Source organism: Asticcacaulis sp. EMRT-3 (assembly GCF_030027245.1).
Classification (GTDB): Bacteria; Pseudomonadota; Alphaproteobacteria; order Caulobacterales; family Caulobacteraceae; genus Asticcacaulis.
The window spans coordinates 350193-365849 of the sequence record NZ_JASERT010000001.1; the positions used below are offsets into that span (position 1 = coordinate 350193).

General features: G+C 60.2%; 17 protein-coding genes and 1 pseudogene. 11 read left to right on the forward strand and 7 right to left on the reverse strand.

Annotated features, from left to right (window positions below):
• Nucleotides 1–175: 175 nt before the first annotated feature.
• Nucleotides 176–1291 (reverse strand): A/G-specific adenine glycosylase, encoded by a 1116-nt coding sequence (locus QB905_RS01695; RefSeq protein ID WP_282975550.1) that lies wholly within the window; start codon nt 1289–1291, stop codon nt 176–178.
• 13 nt (nt 1292–1304) lie between these two features.
• Here QB905_RS01695 and QB905_RS01700 point away from each other — a divergent pair, with 13 nt between their 5' ends.
• The 4 genes from QB905_RS01700 to QB905_RS01715 all read left to right on the forward strand — a co-directional run bounded on the left by QB905_RS01700 (nt 1305) and on the right by QB905_RS01715 (nt 3977).
• Complete coding sequence (locus QB905_RS01700; protein WP_282972842.1) at nt 1305–1856, forward strand: DUF721 domain-containing protein; 552 nt, start codon at nt 1305–1307, stop codon at nt 1854–1856.
• Between the two features lie 125 nt (nt 1857–1981).
• Nucleotides 1982–2653 (forward strand): thioredoxin domain-containing protein, encoded by a 672-nt coding sequence (locus QB905_RS01705; protein WP_282972843.1) that lies wholly within the window; start codon nt 1982–1984, stop codon nt 2651–2653.
• Nucleotides 2654–2662: 9 nt separating this feature from the next.
• Complete coding sequence (locus QB905_RS01710; RefSeq protein ID WP_282972844.1) at nt 2663–3307, forward strand: DsbA family protein; 645 nt, start codon at nt 2663–2665, stop codon at nt 3305–3307.
• Between the two features lies 1 nt (nt 3308).
• Nucleotides 3309–3977 carry a thioredoxin domain-containing protein gene (locus tag QB905_RS01715; RefSeq protein WP_282972845.1) on the forward strand — a complete coding sequence of 223 codons (669 nt, stop codon included), beginning with the start codon at nt 3309–3311 and terminating at the stop codon, nt 3975–3977.
• A 17-nt stretch (nt 3978–3994) separates the two neighbouring features.
• Here QB905_RS01715 and QB905_RS01720 read toward each other — a convergent pair whose 3' ends face one another.
• Together QB905_RS01720 and QB905_RS01725 are read right to left on the reverse strand one after the other, a co-directional pair.
• On the reverse strand, nt 3995–4387 hold the full coding sequence (locus QB905_RS01720; RefSeq protein WP_282972846.1) for a hypothetical protein: 393 nt from the start codon (nt 4385–4387) through the stop codon (nt 3995–3997).
• Nucleotides 4388–4516: 129 nt separating this feature from the next.
• Complete coding sequence (locus tag QB905_RS01725) at nt 4517–4798, reverse strand: hypothetical protein (RefSeq protein WP_282972847.1); 282 nt, start codon at nt 4796–4798, stop codon at nt 4517–4519.
• A 134-nt stretch (nt 4799–4932) separates the two neighbouring features.
• Here QB905_RS01725 and QB905_RS01730 point away from each other — a divergent pair, with 134 nt between their 5' ends.
• Complete coding sequence (locus tag QB905_RS01730; RefSeq protein ID WP_282972848.1) at nt 4933–5871, forward strand: ABC transporter ATP-binding protein; 939 nt, start codon at nt 4933–4935, stop codon at nt 5869–5871.
• Between the two features lie 28 nt (nt 5872–5899).
• Complete coding sequence (locus QB905_RS01735; RefSeq protein WP_282972849.1) at nt 5900–7240, forward strand: ABC transporter permease; 1341 nt, start codon at nt 5900–5902, stop codon at nt 7238–7240.
• A 192-nt stretch (nt 7241–7432) separates the two neighbouring features.
• Here the strand turns inward: QB905_RS01735 and QB905_RS01740 are convergent, their stop codons facing one another.
• The 3 genes from QB905_RS01740 to QB905_RS01750 form a co-directional block, all read right to left on the reverse strand.
• Entirely contained in the window at nt 7433–7660 is a 228-nt protein-coding gene (locus QB905_RS01740) for a hypothetical protein (protein WP_282972850.1), read from the reverse strand.
• Nucleotides 7661–7975: 315 nt separating this feature from the next.
• Entirely contained in the window at nt 7976–8407 is a 432-nt protein-coding gene (locus QB905_RS01745; protein ID WP_282972851.1) for a hypothetical protein, read from the reverse strand.
• A 331-nt stretch (nt 8408–8738) separates the two neighbouring features.
• The gene (locus tag QB905_RS01750) at nt 8739–9656 is read right to left on the reverse strand and encodes an RcnB family protein (RefSeq protein WP_282972852.1); all 918 of its coding nucleotides are present in this window, start codon (nt 9654–9656) and stop codon (nt 8739–8741) included.
• Nucleotides 9657–10317: 661 nt separating this feature from the next.
• On the opposite strand from QB905_RS01750, the gene QB905_RS01755 reads away from it, so the two are divergent.
• Both QB905_RS01755 and QB905_RS01760 read left to right on the forward strand, forming a co-directional pair.
• A complete protein-coding gene (locus QB905_RS01755; RefSeq protein WP_282972853.1) occupies nt 10318–10602 on the forward strand; it encodes a sel1 repeat family protein in 285 nt (94 codons plus the stop codon).
• 132 nt (nt 10603–10734) lie between these two features.
• Nucleotides 10735–10985 (forward strand): annotated as a pseudogene (locus tag QB905_RS01760) (Asd/ArgC dimerization domain-containing protein); the annotation flags it as partial.
• Here the strand turns inward: QB905_RS01760 and QB905_RS01765 are convergent.
• Nucleotides 10967–11698: a polysaccharide biosynthesis/export family protein gene (locus QB905_RS01765; RefSeq protein ID WP_282972854.1), complete on the reverse strand. Its 732-nt coding sequence runs from the start codon at nt 11696–11698 to the stop codon at nt 10967–10969. The pseudogene QB905_RS01760 and the gene QB905_RS01765 sit on opposite strands and share 19 nt — an antisense overlap.
• A 252-nt stretch (nt 11699–11950) precedes the next feature.
• Between QB905_RS01765 and QB905_RS01770 the strand changes: the two genes are divergently transcribed.
• From QB905_RS01770 to QB905_RS01780, 3 genes are all read left to right on the forward strand, one after another.
• Complete coding sequence (locus QB905_RS01770) at nt 11951–13570, forward strand: GumC family protein (protein ID WP_282972855.1); 1620 nt, start codon at nt 11951–11953, stop codon at nt 13568–13570.
• 90 nt (nt 13571–13660) lie between these two features.
• Nucleotides 13661–14380, forward strand: coding sequence for a P-loop NTPase family protein (locus tag QB905_RS01775; RefSeq protein ID WP_282972856.1), 720 nt, complete (start codon nt 13661–13663; stop codon nt 14378–14380).
• Nucleotides 14381–14387: 7 nt separating this feature from the next.
• Complete coding sequence (locus QB905_RS01780; protein ID WP_282972857.1) at nt 14388–15656, forward strand: O-antigen ligase family protein; 1269 nt, start codon at nt 14388–14390, stop codon at nt 15654–15656.
• Nucleotide 15657: the final 1 nt, after the last annotated feature.

Below are 15657 nucleotides of genomic sequence, written 5' to 3' on the forward strand. Positions count from 1 at the left end.
TCGACGCTAAAGCATGATGATATGAGTTTGGGTCGCTAAACTTTCCCTTCTCCCCATGACAATGGGGAGAAGGTGGCCTGAACGCAGTGAAGGCCGGATGAGGGGCTGGGCAGGTACATAAAGAATGCCCCTCACCCGGTCGCCTTCGCTTTGCTTAGGCTCCCGCCCTCTCCCCTCATGAGGGGAGAGGGGAAGGAAAAGCGATTCCAGGTAAAGTCATCCCGTCCTGATCCAGCTTGCGCAGGGCTTTGGCGAAGACGGTCGGCAGGCTGCTGGCCTGATCGAGCGGCAGCCATTGCCAGCCATTATGCTGGCGTAACAGGCTGGCCGCTTCGGCGGGCGGCACATCGAGTAGCTTCACAGACTGGCTAAGGGCGAAATGGGTGAAGACATGCTCATAATCGCCAAGATCGCGCCAGACCCCTTCAAGCGGCGGGGCGGGGGGCGTTTCATCCGCGCCCCAGTCGCTGTGCGGCAGGCCCAGCATACCGCCGAGCAGGCCCTTATCAGGTCGCCGCTCGACGATCACGGCATCGCCCGCGCGCATCACGAACACCGTGCCGAAGCGGCGCGGCCTGACCGGTTTGGCGGCCTTAATGGGGAAGCGTTCAGGCTGACCTTGCGCGCGGGCGGCGCAAGCCTCGGCAACAGGGCAGGCCAAAGGATCAGTAAGACATAAGGGCGATTTGGGGCGGCAGACCAGAGCGGCCAGATCCATCAGGGCCTGCGGCCAGTCGGCGGGCCGCGCCTCGCTCAGCCACTGTGCGCCGGCTTCGCGTATCTCAGGCTTGGCGGCGGGCAGGGGGGTGGTGATGGCGTACAGGCGGCTCATAATGCGCTCAATATTGCCGTCGATGACATTGGCGGGCAGGTGATAAGCCAGCGCCGCCACTGCCGCCGCCGTATAGGGACCGAAACCGGGCAGGGCCAGCAGACCGGCTTCGGTATGCGGAAACCGGCCGCCATGCTCGCGCACCACGGTGCGGGCGCATTCCAGCAACCGGCGCGCGCGGGCATAATAGCCAAGCCCCGCCCATTCGGCCATGACGCGCCCGTCTTCGGCGGCGGCCAGATCGCCAACTGTCGGCCACAGCCTGAGGAATTTGTCATAATAGGGGGCGGCGTGGCCCACCGTGGTCTGTTGCAGCATGACTTCGGACAGCCAGATGCGATAGGGATCGGCGGTGGCGTGGCCTTGGCCGCTGTTGCGCCACGGCAGCTTGCGGCCATGCCGGTCGTACCAGTCGAGCAGGGCCGCTCTTAAGCGCGCGACAAGCGCCGCATCCTTCATTATAATCGTCACGATGAAACGCTCTTTGCCATCCGTCGAGGACTCGGTACGCATCTTACGCACGCTGCGCACCAAACGCGCGCCCAAACCGAGGCCGCCCGTACAAAAACAGGTTCAGCCCCTGCTGAAAAGCCTGCAAAAGAAATTCGAGGCGATGGATGACGGCACATCGGCGCTGAAATCGCGCTGGAACGAGATCGTCGGCGAATCATTGGGCCGTTTGTGCGAGCCGGTGCGCATTATTCGCGGCCGCACCGGCGGGGCGCTCGAAATCCGCGTGGCCGGGGCCTATGCGCCGCTGATCCAGCACCAGTCGGCGGTGCTGATCGACCGCATCAACCTGTATCTCGGCGGGCGCAAGGTGGAACGCCTGCGCCTGATTCAGGGGCCGCTCACCCGTCAGGCCGCCGCGCCGAAACCCGCGCCCCCCCGGCCCTTGAGCCCGCAGGACGAACTGGCCCTGCAAAGACAGGTGGCCGATGTCAGCGATGAAAAGCTGCGGGCGCAACTGCTCAAGCTGGGGCGCGGGGTGCTGCGACGGCAGAAGAACGCGCCTCAGGGCTGACGCCCGACCATTTCGCGCCTTATTTCCAGCGTATTTTGCTCTTTAAAAAAGACGGCAAAACTATAAAAGGTTGGTACGCGGCTGAAAGGCCGCGATTCCGATGTGCGCTTTTTCAGGGAAACCCCATGATATTGTCCAAGCTGCAATCTTCCGGTGCTGGCAAGCCGGGGTTCTTCGCCGGGTTGGCCGCCAAAATCCTGCTGGTGGGGGCTATCGCCTCGCTCGGCCTGATGACCGCCTGCGCCAAAAAGGCCGATCCAACCGCCGGTGAGATGACGATGGGCAATCCCAATGCCAAGGTGACTCTGGTCGAATATGCCTCTGTGGCCTGTCCGATCTGCGCCCAGGTCAATGCCACCGTCATCCCTGAGGTCAGGGCGAAATATATCGACACCGGCAAGGTGCTTTATGTCTATAAGCCGATGATGACCGGCAATCCTTCGGTGGCCACGGCGGGCCACCTGCTGGCGCAGTGCGCGGGCAAGGACAAGTATTTCGACGTGATCGACGCCATCATGCGCTCACAGAAGGAAATGGGCGGCGAAGAAACCGGCTACAGCAACGCCCGTCCCGTCCTGTGGGGGATTGCCCAGTCGGTGGGCATGACGCAGGCCCAGTTCAATGCCTGCATCACAGACAAGAAGGCCATCGACACGCTGAAGCAAAAAATGGACACCTATATGCGGGTCGATAAGGTGGACGCCACGCCGACCTTCTTCGTCAATGGCAAGCGCATGACGATGGTCAAGGGCGACATCAGCGATTTCGACAATGCCATCCAGCCCCTGCTTAAGTAAGTGAAACTGATGAAACATCCGATCAACGCCTTTTTCCGTCTGGTCAGTTTTGGCGGCCTGATGGGTGCCGCCCTGCTGATGGCGGCCTGCGGCAAGCCCGCCCCCACACCGGTCGGCAGCGGCGACATGGATCTCGGCAATCCCAATGCCAAGGTGACCGTTATCGAATATGCCTCGGTGACCTGTCCGCACTGTGCCGAATTCCAGAAGGACGTGATGCCGCAACTGACGGCGAAATACATCACGCCGGGCAAGATTCACTATATCTACCGCGAATTCCTGACTCCGCCGCAGGATGTTTCCGCCGCCGGTATCCTGCTGGCGCGCTGTGCGGGCAAGGATAATTATTTCAAGGTCATCGACCAGATCATGGCTTCGCAGGACGAGATGTTCTCCGATGGCACGGGCAAGAACGCCATCCCGGTTCTCCGCCGCATCGGCGCTTCGGTCGGCGTCACCGGCAAGGCCTTCGACAAGTGCATTACCGATCCGGCGGGCCTGACGCGCATTCAGGATAATATCGACACCTATATGAAGAAGGACGGCGTCAATTCGACCCCGACCTTCTTTATCAATGGCAAGGTGCTTGAGCGCCATACCGGCACCCTGTCGGATTTCGACGATGCGATTCAGCCGCTGTTGCAGGGTAAATAAAATGGCCAGACTGATGCGCGGTTTCGCCGGTGTTTTGATAACAGGCATGATGGTGCTGGGCCTGCCCGCTTCGGCGGCGGATCATGCAGCCGCCATTCCGGCTCTCGTCATGCCATCTTCCGATCCGAAGCTCCTGCCCGACATGACGCTCGGCAATCCGAAAGCGCCGGTGACGGTGATCGAATATGCCTCCGCTGCCTGTCCGCATTGCGCGGCCTGGAAGAAAGAGAACTGGGCGAATTTCCAGGCGAAATACCTGGCCACCGGAAAGGTGCACTATATTTTTCGCGAAGTGCTGACCAGCCCGCAGCAATATGCGCTGTCGGCCTTTCTGATCGGGCGCTGCGCCGTGAACCAGAGCGCCAATCCGAAAGATTCGACGCCCTATTTCAAGGTGGTGGATACCTTCTTCAAAGATCAGGACGATTATTACCAGACAGGCCAGGTCGGCACGGTTCTGGCCGATGTCACCAAGGCGGTCGGCATCAGTCATCAGGCGGAATTGGACTGCGTGGCCGACGGGCCGAGCTTCTCGGCCTTCATGGATACGATGAATGCCCACATGGCAGCCGACCATGTCAATTCGACCCCGACCTTCTTCGTCAATGGCAAGCGGCTGGAAAGCCATGAGATGAGCGATATCGAGGCGGCGATCGCGGCGGCAAAATAGCTTTCATGATTGGGCATCTATTGGGCCGCACTGTAGGGCGGCGGCAGGACGCCGGTATTGTTCATCGGCACGTCGTCGCTGTTGACAGCCGCAGGCGGACTGGCCGCCGGGGGCTGCGCTTTCGCTTTATCAGGTGTGCGATAGGTGTCGTCCCGCACGCCGGGGCCATTGCCCATAGCCCGTGCGCGTTCGAGCTGGCGACGGTTGAGGTCGTTGGCGCTATGCGGATTATACGGGTCGTTGGCCGGATCGTGAGCGGCCAGAGCGCGTGCGTGCTCGCGCTGGAGTTGGGCCGGGTCATGAAGATGGGCGGCGGGCGAAGCGGCCGACTGGGCCAGCGCCCCGACGGGCAGCCCTGCTAGGATGAGGGCGGCGGCAAGGGCCGCGGCGGAAGCTAGTGTGCGGATCATAATGCGTCATCCTTCGGTTTTCTACGGTAACTTTAAACCGGAGAACGTAAGGATGAGATCTGGAAGGCGCACCTGCATGTTCAAAAGCGGTTAAGGCAGGCGGAGGGGAGCCGCCTGCCTTTGCCTTCATCAGTGGCTCATGGTGTCGCCCGACGACATGGTGCCAGACGGGGCACCAGACATGGCACCAGACATGGCACCAGACGGGGCCATCGCATCCGATGACATGCCGGACGAGGACGACATGGCCATAGTGTCGCTGCCCGCCATAGGTGCCATCGCATCGGACGAAGACGATGACATTTCAGACATGGCGTTGTCGCTTTTGTGTGGGGCGGAGCAGGCGGTGACGGCGGTGAAGGTCAGGGCGAGGGCGGCGAAGGCCAAACTATGTTGCAGCGTGCGTTGCATAGAGGTTTCCTCAGATGGGGTTGGGACAGGCGGCGCTGTCTGAAAAGGGGATACGCCGCGGCGCGCCGTTCGGTTACACGGGCGCTTCCCTTTGCAGAGATAACGCATTAGGTTGCCGCAAAACGGGGGTGACGATGAGCGATCTGGCCTTGAGTCTGGAAGGGGTCGGCAAGACCTACGACGATTTTCAGGCCGTGCGTGATCTGAGCTTTCGCGTCAAGCGCGGCACGATCTGCGGATTTTTGGGCCCGAATGGCGCGGGCAAGACGACCAGCGTGCGCATGATGCTGGGCCTGACGGCTCCCACGACGGGGCAGATCAGCGTGCTGGGCGGCTCATCGGCGCGGGCGCTCGACCGGATCGGTTTCATGCCGGAGGAGCGCGGACTTTATCGTAAGATGAAGGCCATTGATGTCATCGTGTTTCTGGCCGAGATGAAGGGCATGAAGGCCGCCGAGGCGCGCCGCCGTGGCCGTGAGATGCTGGAGGCGCAGGGGCTGGGGGCCTTTGCCCATACGCAGATACGTTCGCTCAGCAAAGGCATGTCGCAAAAGGTGCAACTGATCTCGTGCCTGGTGCATGAGCCGGAGCTGGTGATCCTTGATGAGCCGTTTTCCGGGCTTGATCCGGTCAATCAGCAGGGGCTGGAAGAGGTGATCCGCGGGCTGGCCAAACGCGGGGCGACAGTTTTGTTCTCCACCCACGTCATGCAGCACGCCGAGCGCCTGTGCGAAAAAGTGGTGCTGATGGGGCGCGGGCGAAAGGTGTTCGAGGGCACGCTGAAGGAGGCGCGCGCTGCGGCACCGCGCCATCTCGATCTGGAAGGTGCGCTCGATGAAGCCGATTGTCTGGCCCTGCCGGGGGTCGAGACGGCGAGCGAGATGGAAACGGACGAGGGGCGGCTGTGGCATTGCCGTCTGGCGGCCTGGGCCAGTCCGCATGAGGCGCTGAAGGCGGCTTTTCTGAAAGGGCTGGATGTGCGGCGTTTTGAGGCGCGCGAGCCCAGCCTGCATGACGCTTTCATTGTTTTGACCGAAGCGGCGGCCCAAACGGCAGGAGACGATCATACTTAAGACGCTGCTGATCGCGCGCCGCGAATATATGGCCTTTGTGCGCACCACGGGCTTCTGGCTGTCGCTGGTGACCCTGCCTTTGCTGATCACGGCGATCATCTTCGTGCCGGTGCTGCTGCGCCAGAGCGCGCCGGTGACGGTGTTGTCGGTGGCCGTGCTCGATCTCAGCCATGATCATATAGGTGGTGATTTGCGCGATCTGGTGCAGGCGAAGGCCGCGCCACCTGCCGGAAGCGACGCCCTGCAAGGGCTGGCGGCGAAAATGGCGCATGGCGATGTGGTGCGGCTGGCAGCCTTGCCGCCGTCGCTTGATCCGGCCAGTCACCCCGGGCTGAGTGTCGCGCAGGCCGAGGCGCTGATCCCGAAACTGCTGGCCGCGCCCGATGCCAAGGTATCGAACATCATCCTCGCCTATGATGATGGCGATGTGTTGCAGTTTCACCTGTGGTCCACCCACGCGCAAAAAGGCAAGTTGCAGGACATGCTGCAATGGGATCTGCACGGCCTGCAATATTACAAACTGGCGCGCGAACACGGCATTGACCATCAACTGGCGCACGATATGCGCGAATCGCGCGCCACGCTGGTCAGCCTGTCGCCCGGCACTTTGAGGGCGGGCGGGGCGCTGGGCGATATGCTGCGTGATAATGCGCCGCGCATTATCGGCATGATGAGCGGCTATCTGGCCTGGATGACGATCGTGTCGTCGTCGATGATCCTGTTGTCGGGCGTGATCGAGGAAAAATCGAGCAAGGTGCTGGAGGTTGTGCTGGCCTCGACCTCGGCGGAAAGCCTGCTGATCGGCAAGGTGCTGGGCGTGGCCTGCGTCATGTTGACCGTCGGTGCTATCTGGTCGCTGGGTGGCTGGGTGCTGCTTAGTTCGGGCCTGAGCTTCTTGCCGCCCAATATGCTGGCGGCGGTGCAGGCGGGGCTGGCGGGGCTGTTTTCGCCGCTTCATCTGTTGCTGCTGGCGGCCTATTTCGCCTGTGGCTATCTGATGTTCGGCGTGTCCTTCGCGGCGATTGGCGCCTTTTGCGAAACCCAGAAGGACGCCCAGGCGATCATGGGGCCGGTGATGATGGTGCTGATGGTGCCGATGCTGTGCATGCAGTCGGCTTTCATCGCGCCGGAATCGCCGATTCTGCGCTGGCTGTCCTTCGTGCCCATCTTTACACCGTTTCTGATGCCGCTGAGGCTGGCTGAGCCGCTGCCGTGGTGGGAGATCGCGCTTAGCCTGACCCTGATGGTGGTGCTGATGGTGTTCATGATCGGCGTCGGGCGGCGCGCCTTCCGGCAGGGGGCGCTGACTGGCGGCAAGCTGAGCTGGGGCCTGCTGGCGCGCATCGCCATCCGGCGAGGGGCTGACTGATCGTCGCGCATAAAAAACGCGCCGGATGAGGGCGCGTGCGTGGCGGACTGTGTAAAAAAGGCGGCCTCTCCTGATGGGGAGAGGCCGCTTTTTTTTAGAGCGCCGATCTGATGGAATCAGATCGACGCTCTAAGTTTTTGTTTTATCGCTCTTCCTTATCCAAAAAGTGGATCCACTTTTTGGGGAAACGCTCTAGTTCGAAGCCGCCGCGCTCGACGAATCCGCCGAGGCGCTGGCCGAAGACGAATCGCTGGCCGAAGAATCCGACGAAGACGACGACGAGGCGCTGTCGCTCGAAGCGGCGGCGGTGGTGTCCGTGGTGGCGGGAGCAGCGGCATCCTGAGCCGCCGACATCATCGGAACGAGGGCGAGGCCGGCGACGAGGGCAGCGGCGGCAGTGATGTGCAGGACGTTTTTCATGATCTATGGACTTTCTCTGGAGGTTTTCATTTTATACAGGTTTCATTTGCGTATTTCGCAAATAAGTCTTTTAAGTTCTTGACGTATATCTTTCACGTCGAACCTGATTGTTAGTTTTTATTCAAATTAAGGCGCAAATTTGACTATAAAACGCTATTGTTACAAAAAATAAAGGCATTTTCATCTGAAAAAGTATTATATTTATGGATTTTTTATTTTATAAAAATTGTAATTTATATGAATTTTGCATTTATTACACAGACGGAAAAGCCGACCCCCGGCAGGGGTCGGCTTTTCCGTGACAAAATTCTTCAGCTATTGCGGTGTGGTGCCCGTATTCATGCCGCCATTGGCCCCGCTATCCGTACCCGCAGGGGGATTGGCAGGAGACGACATAGTGGAGGCCGGCGGCGGTGGCGCGGAGGCATCAGGCGGGGCGGCGGCGGGGCCACCCGCATCGGCTGTGGTGCCGTCCGGCAAGGGCGTGCCCTGTAGCTGTGCCTGATTGAGCGCATTGCTGCTGGCGGGATTCATCGGGTCATTGGCGGTATCGCCCGCCTTCACAGCGCGGTTGTGCTCGCGCTGCAACTGGGCGGGGCTGGCGCCCTGAAGCGGATTGGCGGCGGCGGGCGCGGCCTGACCGGCAGCCTGACTTGTCGTCTGGGCGTGGGCGAGGGCCGGAGCCAGGGCGAGCGTCGCCACGGCGGAAGCGGTCAGGAAGGTCGTTCTAAGAGAAGGGTTTTTCATGTGAATCCTCATCGGTGTACGTACGGATGCCTGCAACTATGAACTGTGGCTGGATATTTCGGCCTAGAGCAACGCGCGTTTCATTTGACTTACAAATTGAATGCGAGATGCGGAAAAACGTAAAATGTAGAGCGGGTTGCATGCCTTTGACCGATTCAATCAGAATGCAAACCGCTCTGGTGAGAAGTTTGGGATTCCGTCCCGGCAAAAATTTGTTCCAAAAATAAGGGAAGCATATGTTTGTCAGCGGCGGAAAATCAGGACGGCGATCATGAAAAAAGCCCCGAAGCGCTGAGGCTTCGGGGCTTTTCCAGGATGGCGACATTGGTATTCAGTAAAAATCGTAGATCACATCGAGAATGCGCCCCGTATCGACATCGGCAAGGACGGCGTCTTCGCCGAGGAAGTACCACGCGCAGCCATAGGGAGGAATGGGCAGGTCGTAGGCTTGCCAGTCGTAGATGCGGTAGCTGTCGAAAAAGTCCGGCAGATATTCGCCTTCCAGCCAGCGATGGCCATACCATTGCGACGGCACATTGTAATAGCCGACGCCGGGGAAGAAATAGTAGCCATAGCGCACGCCCGAATAGCCACGGAAGTGCTGGTTGTCATGCCAGTCGAAATGGGTGCGGCCACGACTGTAGCCGCCGTAACTGTAGCCGCCACGATTATAACCACCGTAACCGCCATTGCCATAATGGTTGTTGCGGTCGCCACCGCCGTAGCGGTCACCCCGATCACCGCCGCCGTTCCAGTTGTGATCACCACGGTCATTATTTCCGTCATTATGGCCGCCGTTCCAGTTGTGATCACCACGGGCTGAACGATCTCTATCATCGTGATCAGGGCCACGGCCACGCGCATTGTCATAGTGGGTTGTGGACTGCGTGGTGGTCTGCGTCTGGGTCTGAGGGGGGCGGCCATTGAGCGGGGCATGATTATTACTGCCCCACCACGGGCGGTTCGAATTCCCCGTACTATTGGTCGCGGGGGTACGGCTGTCGCGGCGCGGACTTGTGGCGGGCGCGGCGGGGCGCACATAGTCGCGGCTGGTGCTGCTGCTGGTCGCGTTGTTCCAGCCACCCCGACCGCCGCCTCGCTCGCCCTGATAACCACCGCCTTCGTGACCGCCGCCATCGTGGCCGCCGTGCGGGGCGGCAAGGCTTGGCATGGCGGCCAGGGCCAGGATCAGGCCAAGCGCCAGACCGGAAACCGTGGCTGATACCAAGCTGCGATGATTTTGGCTCATCGCAGCTTGGCAAGCGCGACTGCGCGTCGCCGCGGATGCGGCGAGCCATGCGGCGCTTGAGCTGAAAAAATGCGAATACCAACTTGCGCCCAAATAGGTTCTGGGCTGCGCAAGTTGGTATGAGGCCGCTTTTTTTGCAAACTTGCTGTTCATAGGCTCCTCACTGTCTTTGCAGGTCGAACTCATCGCGGCTTACAGCAGGGGTAACCTTGCCAAAGACCCATGAGGACCTGATACATGGGGCGATAAAATTATCGTCTTGCCACCTTTATGACAGAACCAAGCTGAACCGAAGCTGAATGAGATCATGGCATAAGGCGGCGTGAAAAGCCATCCGTAGGGGCAGGCGACAGGCTTGGTGAGGCTGGTCTGGCGAGTTTAACTGGAATTGGGGCGGCGTCATCATTGGCGTTAACCGATTCTATCAGTACTTATTCTTGAATATGTTCTATATTTACGATTTATAAGCAATGTAAACTACAATATTATGGAAATATAAATCATTATGTACAAAAATATGAATGTATATTTTAATATTATTCATTTCTTTACATAAAAAATTCAGAGTAAACTTATGTGTTAACTTTAATTTCACGAGCCGGTGTTGAAATCATCTCATCAGACCTCAACGGAGACGCGCAAGAAGGCGCGGCATCAGAAGATGACGACGATGATAGAAACGCTGACCCTGCCTTTGCCGACCCCGGATATGGGCGGCGATGACCTGTTTCGCCTCGGCATGATGTATTCGACCGGTCAGGGCGGCGCACCGCTCGATCTGATCTCGGCCCACATGATGTTCAATCTGGCCGCCATGCGCGGTTCGATGGAAGCCAGTGTCTATCGCCGCGAACTGTCGCGCGAAATGGGCCGCGAAGAGATCGCCGAAGCCCAGAAGGCCGCCCGCCAGTGGCTTGATCAGGGCCGCGTCGGTTACGCAGCCTAAGAGAGCTTTTTTGGCGTTCAGTCGCCACGCAGGCTTTTCCTCGCATAGGCTCGGGCGCGCACTTGCGCTTGCCTCGGCTCGAAAGCCTCGGAGGTTGGCGTTCAGTCGCCACGCAGGCTTTTCCTCGCATAGGCTCGGGCGCTGGAGATGTTAAGCCGTGCGCCCGGCGTGTCTGCCTGAGTGATGTGCCCAATCCCTTGCAGGCCACGGGACGCGATCCGGTTTTTGTCGGGCGCGTGCGCAATGACCCGACGGTGGCGCATGGTCTGGGCCTGTTCGTCAGCGGCGATAATCTGCGCAAAGGGGCGGCGCTCAATGCCACCCAGATCGCGGAGGTCTGGCTGGGCCGTAAATCGCATGAGCCTTATTTGAAGGTTTTGTAGGTGAAATAGTTGATCACCGGGCTGGGGATCAGGTTGTTGACCCATTGTTCGACGAAAACGCCCGCTTCGGCAATATTGGTGCGCGGCACATAGATGATGTCGAAGCGGCGCAGGGCTTCGAGGCGGTCGGAGCGGCCCGACAGCGGGTCTTGCAGATCGAGGATCCGGCGCATGGCGTGACCGTCACGCGAGCGCCGGATCAGCACCACCTGATGGGTTTTCGCCCCGTGGGTAAAACCGCCCGCCGCCAGCACGGCCTGTAAAGCATCCATATCGCCGGTCATTTCGACGAAGCCGGGATTTTTGACCTCGCCACCCACCAGAATGCGCATCGGCGCGGTTTCGCCCGGATAGACGGTGACCTTTGGGTCGCGCAGCACGCTGCTGTAAGCCTGTTCGATGTCGCTTTGCAGTTGCGGCACGGTTTTGAAGGCCGCCATCATCTGGCCGATCAGGCCAAGCGTGACGCGGCCATCGGGGCCAACTTGCGTCTGACGGCTCAGTTCGGGGGCGCCGGCCACGTCGATCTCCAGCTTGTCGCCCGGATAGAAGAGGTAAAGCGGTTCTTCGTCGCTCCAGGTGGCGAAGGCGATTTCGTGCGGCTTATCCGGCTTTTCGTGATCCTCGGCCAGAGCCTGTATTGCACCCAGGCCCACGCTCAGGCCCGTCAGCGAGGCCAGCATCGTATGAAAGAAGAATCTGCGTGTGAGCATGGGCGGCTTACCGAAGGCTGTGGAACGAAACAGTGAAGGGATGCGGGCCTCTGCCGGAAAATGCGGGGCCGTTGAAGAATCTTTAAGCTTCTGCTGATTAAGCCCGAAAATGGTAAACATTCATTAACGCCCGCTGGCCTAGTTTGGCATACGGGCGACTCAAATTTGCAACCTATGCTATATTCATGCACGCTGAGCATGAGACTTGAAGCCCGGAACTGTGTGAAAACCCTGGCGGGACGGAACGACTCCATGCAAGCTGATAAAGCCTGGATTGATGACGCGGAATCGGTGGTGCGGATGCCAGAGCGCAGGACTGCGCCAGGTCAGGCGGGCTTTAGCCAGGCGGAAAAGAATAGATCGGGACATGTGATGGGATTCGCCGCCAGACCGGCCGGAAACACGGTTTCGCAACTGGAGTTGGGCGATATTCTCAGGCTGTTATGGCGTGAAGTCTGGCTGATCCTGATTGTGTTTTGCGCCATTTTCGCCATCGGTCTGGCTGCGGCTTTCTCCATGCCGTCCAACTATACGGCCGGGGCCAGTCTGCTGATGCAGCTATCGCAAAACTACGTCTATGATCCGGCGACGGGCGGAGCCGCCAGCGGTGTGGCGGCCACAATTGATCAGATCGTACAATCTGAAGTTGAAATTCTTAACTCCACCGAGTTGAAAAAGCGCGTCATCGCCAAGCTGGGCTATAAAGTGATCCTGCCCGACTCTCCGCAATACTGGAACCCGAAGAGCGAGGCTGAGCGCGCCGAGGCCGAACAGGCGGCGCTGAAGGTGATGCAGGGGGGACTCGATATTTCCACCGCGCCGCAAAATAATGTCGTGCATCTGACGTTCAAGCATTCCAACGCCATGTCGGCAGCTTTGATTCTCAATACGCTGATCGACGAATATCAGGTCTATCGCCGCGAGGTCTTCACCGATACCACCGGCCCTCTGCTGGAACAGCAGAAAGAGGATTTCGACGCGCGTCTGGCGGTGGCCGATCAGGCCTATCAGCGTTTTCTGGCGCAAAACGGCGTCGGCGATTTTCAGGCCGCCAAGGCCACCTACGCCAAGATTTACGACACGGTGACCAGCGGGCTTTATGATGCGCGTTCGCAACGGGCCACTGATCAGGCCAAGCTGACCGAAATCGAAGTCAATCTGAAAACCCTGTCACCGGAAATGTCGACCGAGCGCGATCTCGACCTTTCGGTGCCCAACAAAATCTTTGCCTTAAAGCAACAGCGTCAGGAGCTTTTGTCGCGCTATCTGCCAAGCGCCCAGCCCGTCAAGGACATCGATGCCCAGATTGCCGCCTATCAGGGCATGATGAATACCGGTAACGGCGTCGGCGAACAGGCGCACAAGATGGGGGTCAATCCGATCTATCAGGACGCGATGACGCAGAAGCTTGATCTCGAAGCCGACATCGCTTCCCTGCATGGCCGTATTCAGCAGCTTGAGGATCAGGCCGGTCAGGTGACGCAGAAGATGCAGGGTTTGCTCAGTATTGAGGCGCAATATAATAATCTCAGCGCCGACCGTGATGCCCTGCAAAACAATATCCGTGCCTTTACCCAGCGCATTCAGGAAAACGACGCCCAGCAGGCCTTGGCCAAGGGGTCGGACGATACGGTGCGCGTGGTCGAAAAAGCCTCCATGCCCGACAAGCCCAAAAGCCTGAAGCGCGTCATTCTGATCCTGTCCTTCCTGTTCGCCGGCTTTACCGCCCTGTGCGCAGGCCTGTTGCGGGTCTATACGCGCAAGGGTTTTTCCAGCGCTTCCATGGCCGCAAAGGCGCTCGATCTGCCGGTTCTGGCGCAGGCAGGCATGAAGAGTGGGGCTGGCATGAAGACCGAGGCAAGGGCGGCCTGATGATGCGCCTTGATCGCAGCAACGGGCTTTGCGACAGTGGAGCGGGCGATTCGCGGCAGGCGCTGAGTCGCAGTACGGTATGGCGTGCTCATGGTTGATCTCACCCGCGAAATGGCCGATCTGATGACGGCGTTAGGTCGCGCTCATGGGGGGCCGGCTCAAACGGGGCGGGGGCGCGCCCTGATGTTCGTGGCCGCCTATGCCGGTGAGGGCACCTCGACCGTGGCGCGCGAATATGCGCGTTGCGAGGCAGCCTACGCCAAAAAGCCGGTCTGGCTGATCGATGCCGACCTGAAACGCCAGACCCAGATGCAGGCCGTAACCGATGCGGCCAGCCGTTTTGGGCCGCCGGGGGCGCTGAGCCAGGCCTCGCCGGATGGTTCGGCCTTCTTCCACCTGTCGCCGCCGGGCGTGGCGCGCGATGGTCAGGCTGTGCCCGATGCGCGCTATCTGGTGGCGCGTCCTTTTCTTGATCGCCGCCTGTGGGTGACGCGCCTCCTGAGCGACAAGCTGCCGCCGGGCTGCCGCCCCAAATTGTTCGAGCAAACCACCTACTGGCGATCTTTACGCGGCCACGCCCAGACGATTGTGGTCGATGCACCGGCTATGGAGCGTGGTACAGCCGCCCTGCAACTGGCTCCCCTGATGGATGGTGTTATTCTCGTGGTCAGCGAAGGTGACGGCGATGTGCAGGCACGTCTGACCTTGCGTAATGCCATCGAGCGGGCGGGCGGACGATTGATGGGCATGGTCTATAACCGCGCCCGCCATGTGGCGAAATCCGCGCCCGGCCGCTTCGCCGCCCTGTGATGCGCCGATGAACAGCCTGGTACAGACCTGGCGCGACCTATGTCAGGGCTGGCGTCGGGACTGGAGCACCGGCTGGCTGTCCCTGTTGTGCGGGGTCGGTTTGCTGCTGGCTTTTTCGCAAGCCTGGGAAGCGCCGCTGTTCGGCTATAACGGTACGCCGCAAAGCGAAGGCGGGCTGGCGCGGGCCATCTATTATCCCTTTTATCTGTGCGGCCTGTTCGTGGCCGTGATGAGCTGGCGCAGGCTGGCCAGCGCCGTATGGCGTACGCCGCTGCTGGTGGTTCTGACGCTTTTGTGCGGGCTGTCGTTTATCTGGTCGATCGATCCTTCCGGCACGCTGCGCCGCTTCATCGCGCTGTTGATGACGGTGCTGGGCGGCTATGCGCTGGCCGTGCGGTTTTCGTGGCCGCGCCTGAGCGAGGTGGTGGGGCTGGCCTTCGTGGTGATGATGGTGCTCTCTTATGTGCTGGCCATCGCCTTTCCGCATATGGGGCGCATGCAGGAACTGTTCGTGGGCGCGTGGCGCGGGCCGTGGGTGGAAAAGAACAGCCTCGGCGCCATGATGGCCATCGGCTTCGTGGCGGCGGCGGCGGCGGCGCTCAATAATCCGTCACGGCGCGGGGTGTGGTGGATCATGGCGGCGGGCATGGCGGGGCTGGTCTTTCTCTCGACCTCGAAAACCTCGCTGGTGGCGCTGGCGGTCGGCATGGCCGGGGTTGGCGCGATCATTCTGGCGCGGCGCGGGCCGATCATCGCCATTATGCTGACCTGGCTGAGCCTGAGCGTCTTGCTGATCATCACCACCTTCCTTTTGATGGAGCCGGGCATGGTGTTCGGCCTGCTTGGCAAGGACGCCACCCTGACCGGGCGCACCTATATCTGGGAAGGGATTTCGTCGGTCATGCAGGGCCATCAGAAGCTCGGCTATGGCTATGGCGTGGTGTGGGACGATGAGGCCAGCTATGCGCCCCTGGCCAAGATCACCCAGGTGGCCGGGTTTCGCGCCTATCACGCCCATTCATGCTGGTACGAGACATGGCTGGGTCTTGGCGTAGGTGGATTTGTGCTGTGGGCATTGGTGTTTGCCGAGACGTGGCTGAAGGCGCTTTACCGCACGGCGCGCGGCGAGGGCGGTTATTTCGCCCTGCCGTTCCTCGCTATTTACAGCCTGTCGAGCGTGACCGAAAGCATGGCCATGATCTGGAACGACATCCGCTGGTGTCTGTTCGTGATGGTGCTGGTCAAGCTGTCCATGCCGGGCGACGAGGATGCTTGAA

Excerpts from the sequence above, each read along its gene's own strand:
- QB905_RS01765 (WP_282972854.1), bottom strand. The coding sequence starts at position 11,698 with ATGCTCACACGCAGATTCTTCTTTCATACGATGCTGGCCTCGCTGACG.
- QB905_RS01715 (WP_282972845.1), top strand. The coding sequence starts at position 3,309 with ATGGCCAGACTGATGCGCGGTTTCGCCGGTGTTTTGATAACAGGCATG.
- QB905_RS01770 (WP_282972855.1), top strand. The coding sequence starts at position 11,951 with ATGCAAGCTGATAAAGCCTGGATTGATGACGCGGAATCGGTGGTGCGG.
- QB905_RS01725 (WP_282972847.1), bottom strand. The coding sequence starts at position 4,798 with ATGCAACGCACGCTGCAACATAGTTTGGCCTTCGCCGCCCTCGCCCTG.
- QB905_RS01730 (WP_282972848.1), top strand. The coding sequence starts at position 4,933 with ATGAGCGATCTGGCCTTGAGTCTGGAAGGGGTCGGCAAGACCTACGAC.
- QB905_RS01740 (WP_282972850.1), bottom strand. The coding sequence starts at position 7,660 with ATGAAAAACGTCCTGCACATCACTGCCGCCGCTGCCCTCGTCGCCGGC.
- QB905_RS01710 (WP_282972844.1), top strand. The coding sequence starts at position 2,663 with ATGAAACATCCGATCAACGCCTTTTTCCGTCTGGTCAGTTTTGGCGGC.
- QB905_RS01695 (WP_282975550.1), bottom strand. The coding sequence starts at position 1,291 with ATGAAGGATGCGGCGCTTGTCGCGCGCTTAAGAGCGGCCCTGCTCGAC.
- QB905_RS01735 (WP_282972849.1), top strand. The coding sequence starts at position 5,900 with ATGGCCTTTGTGCGCACCACGGGCTTCTGGCTGTCGCTGGTGACCCTG.
- QB905_RS01705 (WP_282972843.1), top strand. The coding sequence starts at position 1,982 with ATGATATTGTCCAAGCTGCAATCTTCCGGTGCTGGCAAGCCGGGGTTC.
- QB905_RS01775 (WP_282972856.1), top strand. The coding sequence starts at position 13,661 with ATGGTTGATCTCACCCGCGAAATGGCCGATCTGATGACGGCGTTAGGT.
- QB905_RS01720 (WP_282972846.1), bottom strand. The coding sequence starts at position 4,387 with ATGATCCGCACACTAGCTTCCGCCGCGGCCCTTGCCGCCGCCCTCATC.
- QB905_RS01700 (WP_282972842.1), top strand. The coding sequence starts at position 1,305 with ATGAAACGCTCTTTGCCATCCGTCGAGGACTCGGTACGCATCTTACGC.
- QB905_RS01780 (WP_282972857.1), top strand. The coding sequence starts at position 14,388 with ATGAACAGCCTGGTACAGACCTGGCGCGACCTATGTCAGGGCTGGCGT.
- QB905_RS01750 (WP_282972852.1), bottom strand. The coding sequence starts at position 9,656 with ATGAGCCAAAATCATCGCAGCTTGGTATCAGCCACGGTTTCCGGTCTG.
- QB905_RS01755 (WP_282972853.1), top strand. The coding sequence starts at position 10,318 with ATGACGACGATGATAGAAACGCTGACCCTGCCTTTGCCGACCCCGGAT.
- QB905_RS01745 (WP_282972851.1), bottom strand. The coding sequence starts at position 8,407 with ATGAAAAACCCTTCTCTTAGAACGACCTTCCTGACCGCTTCCGCCGTG.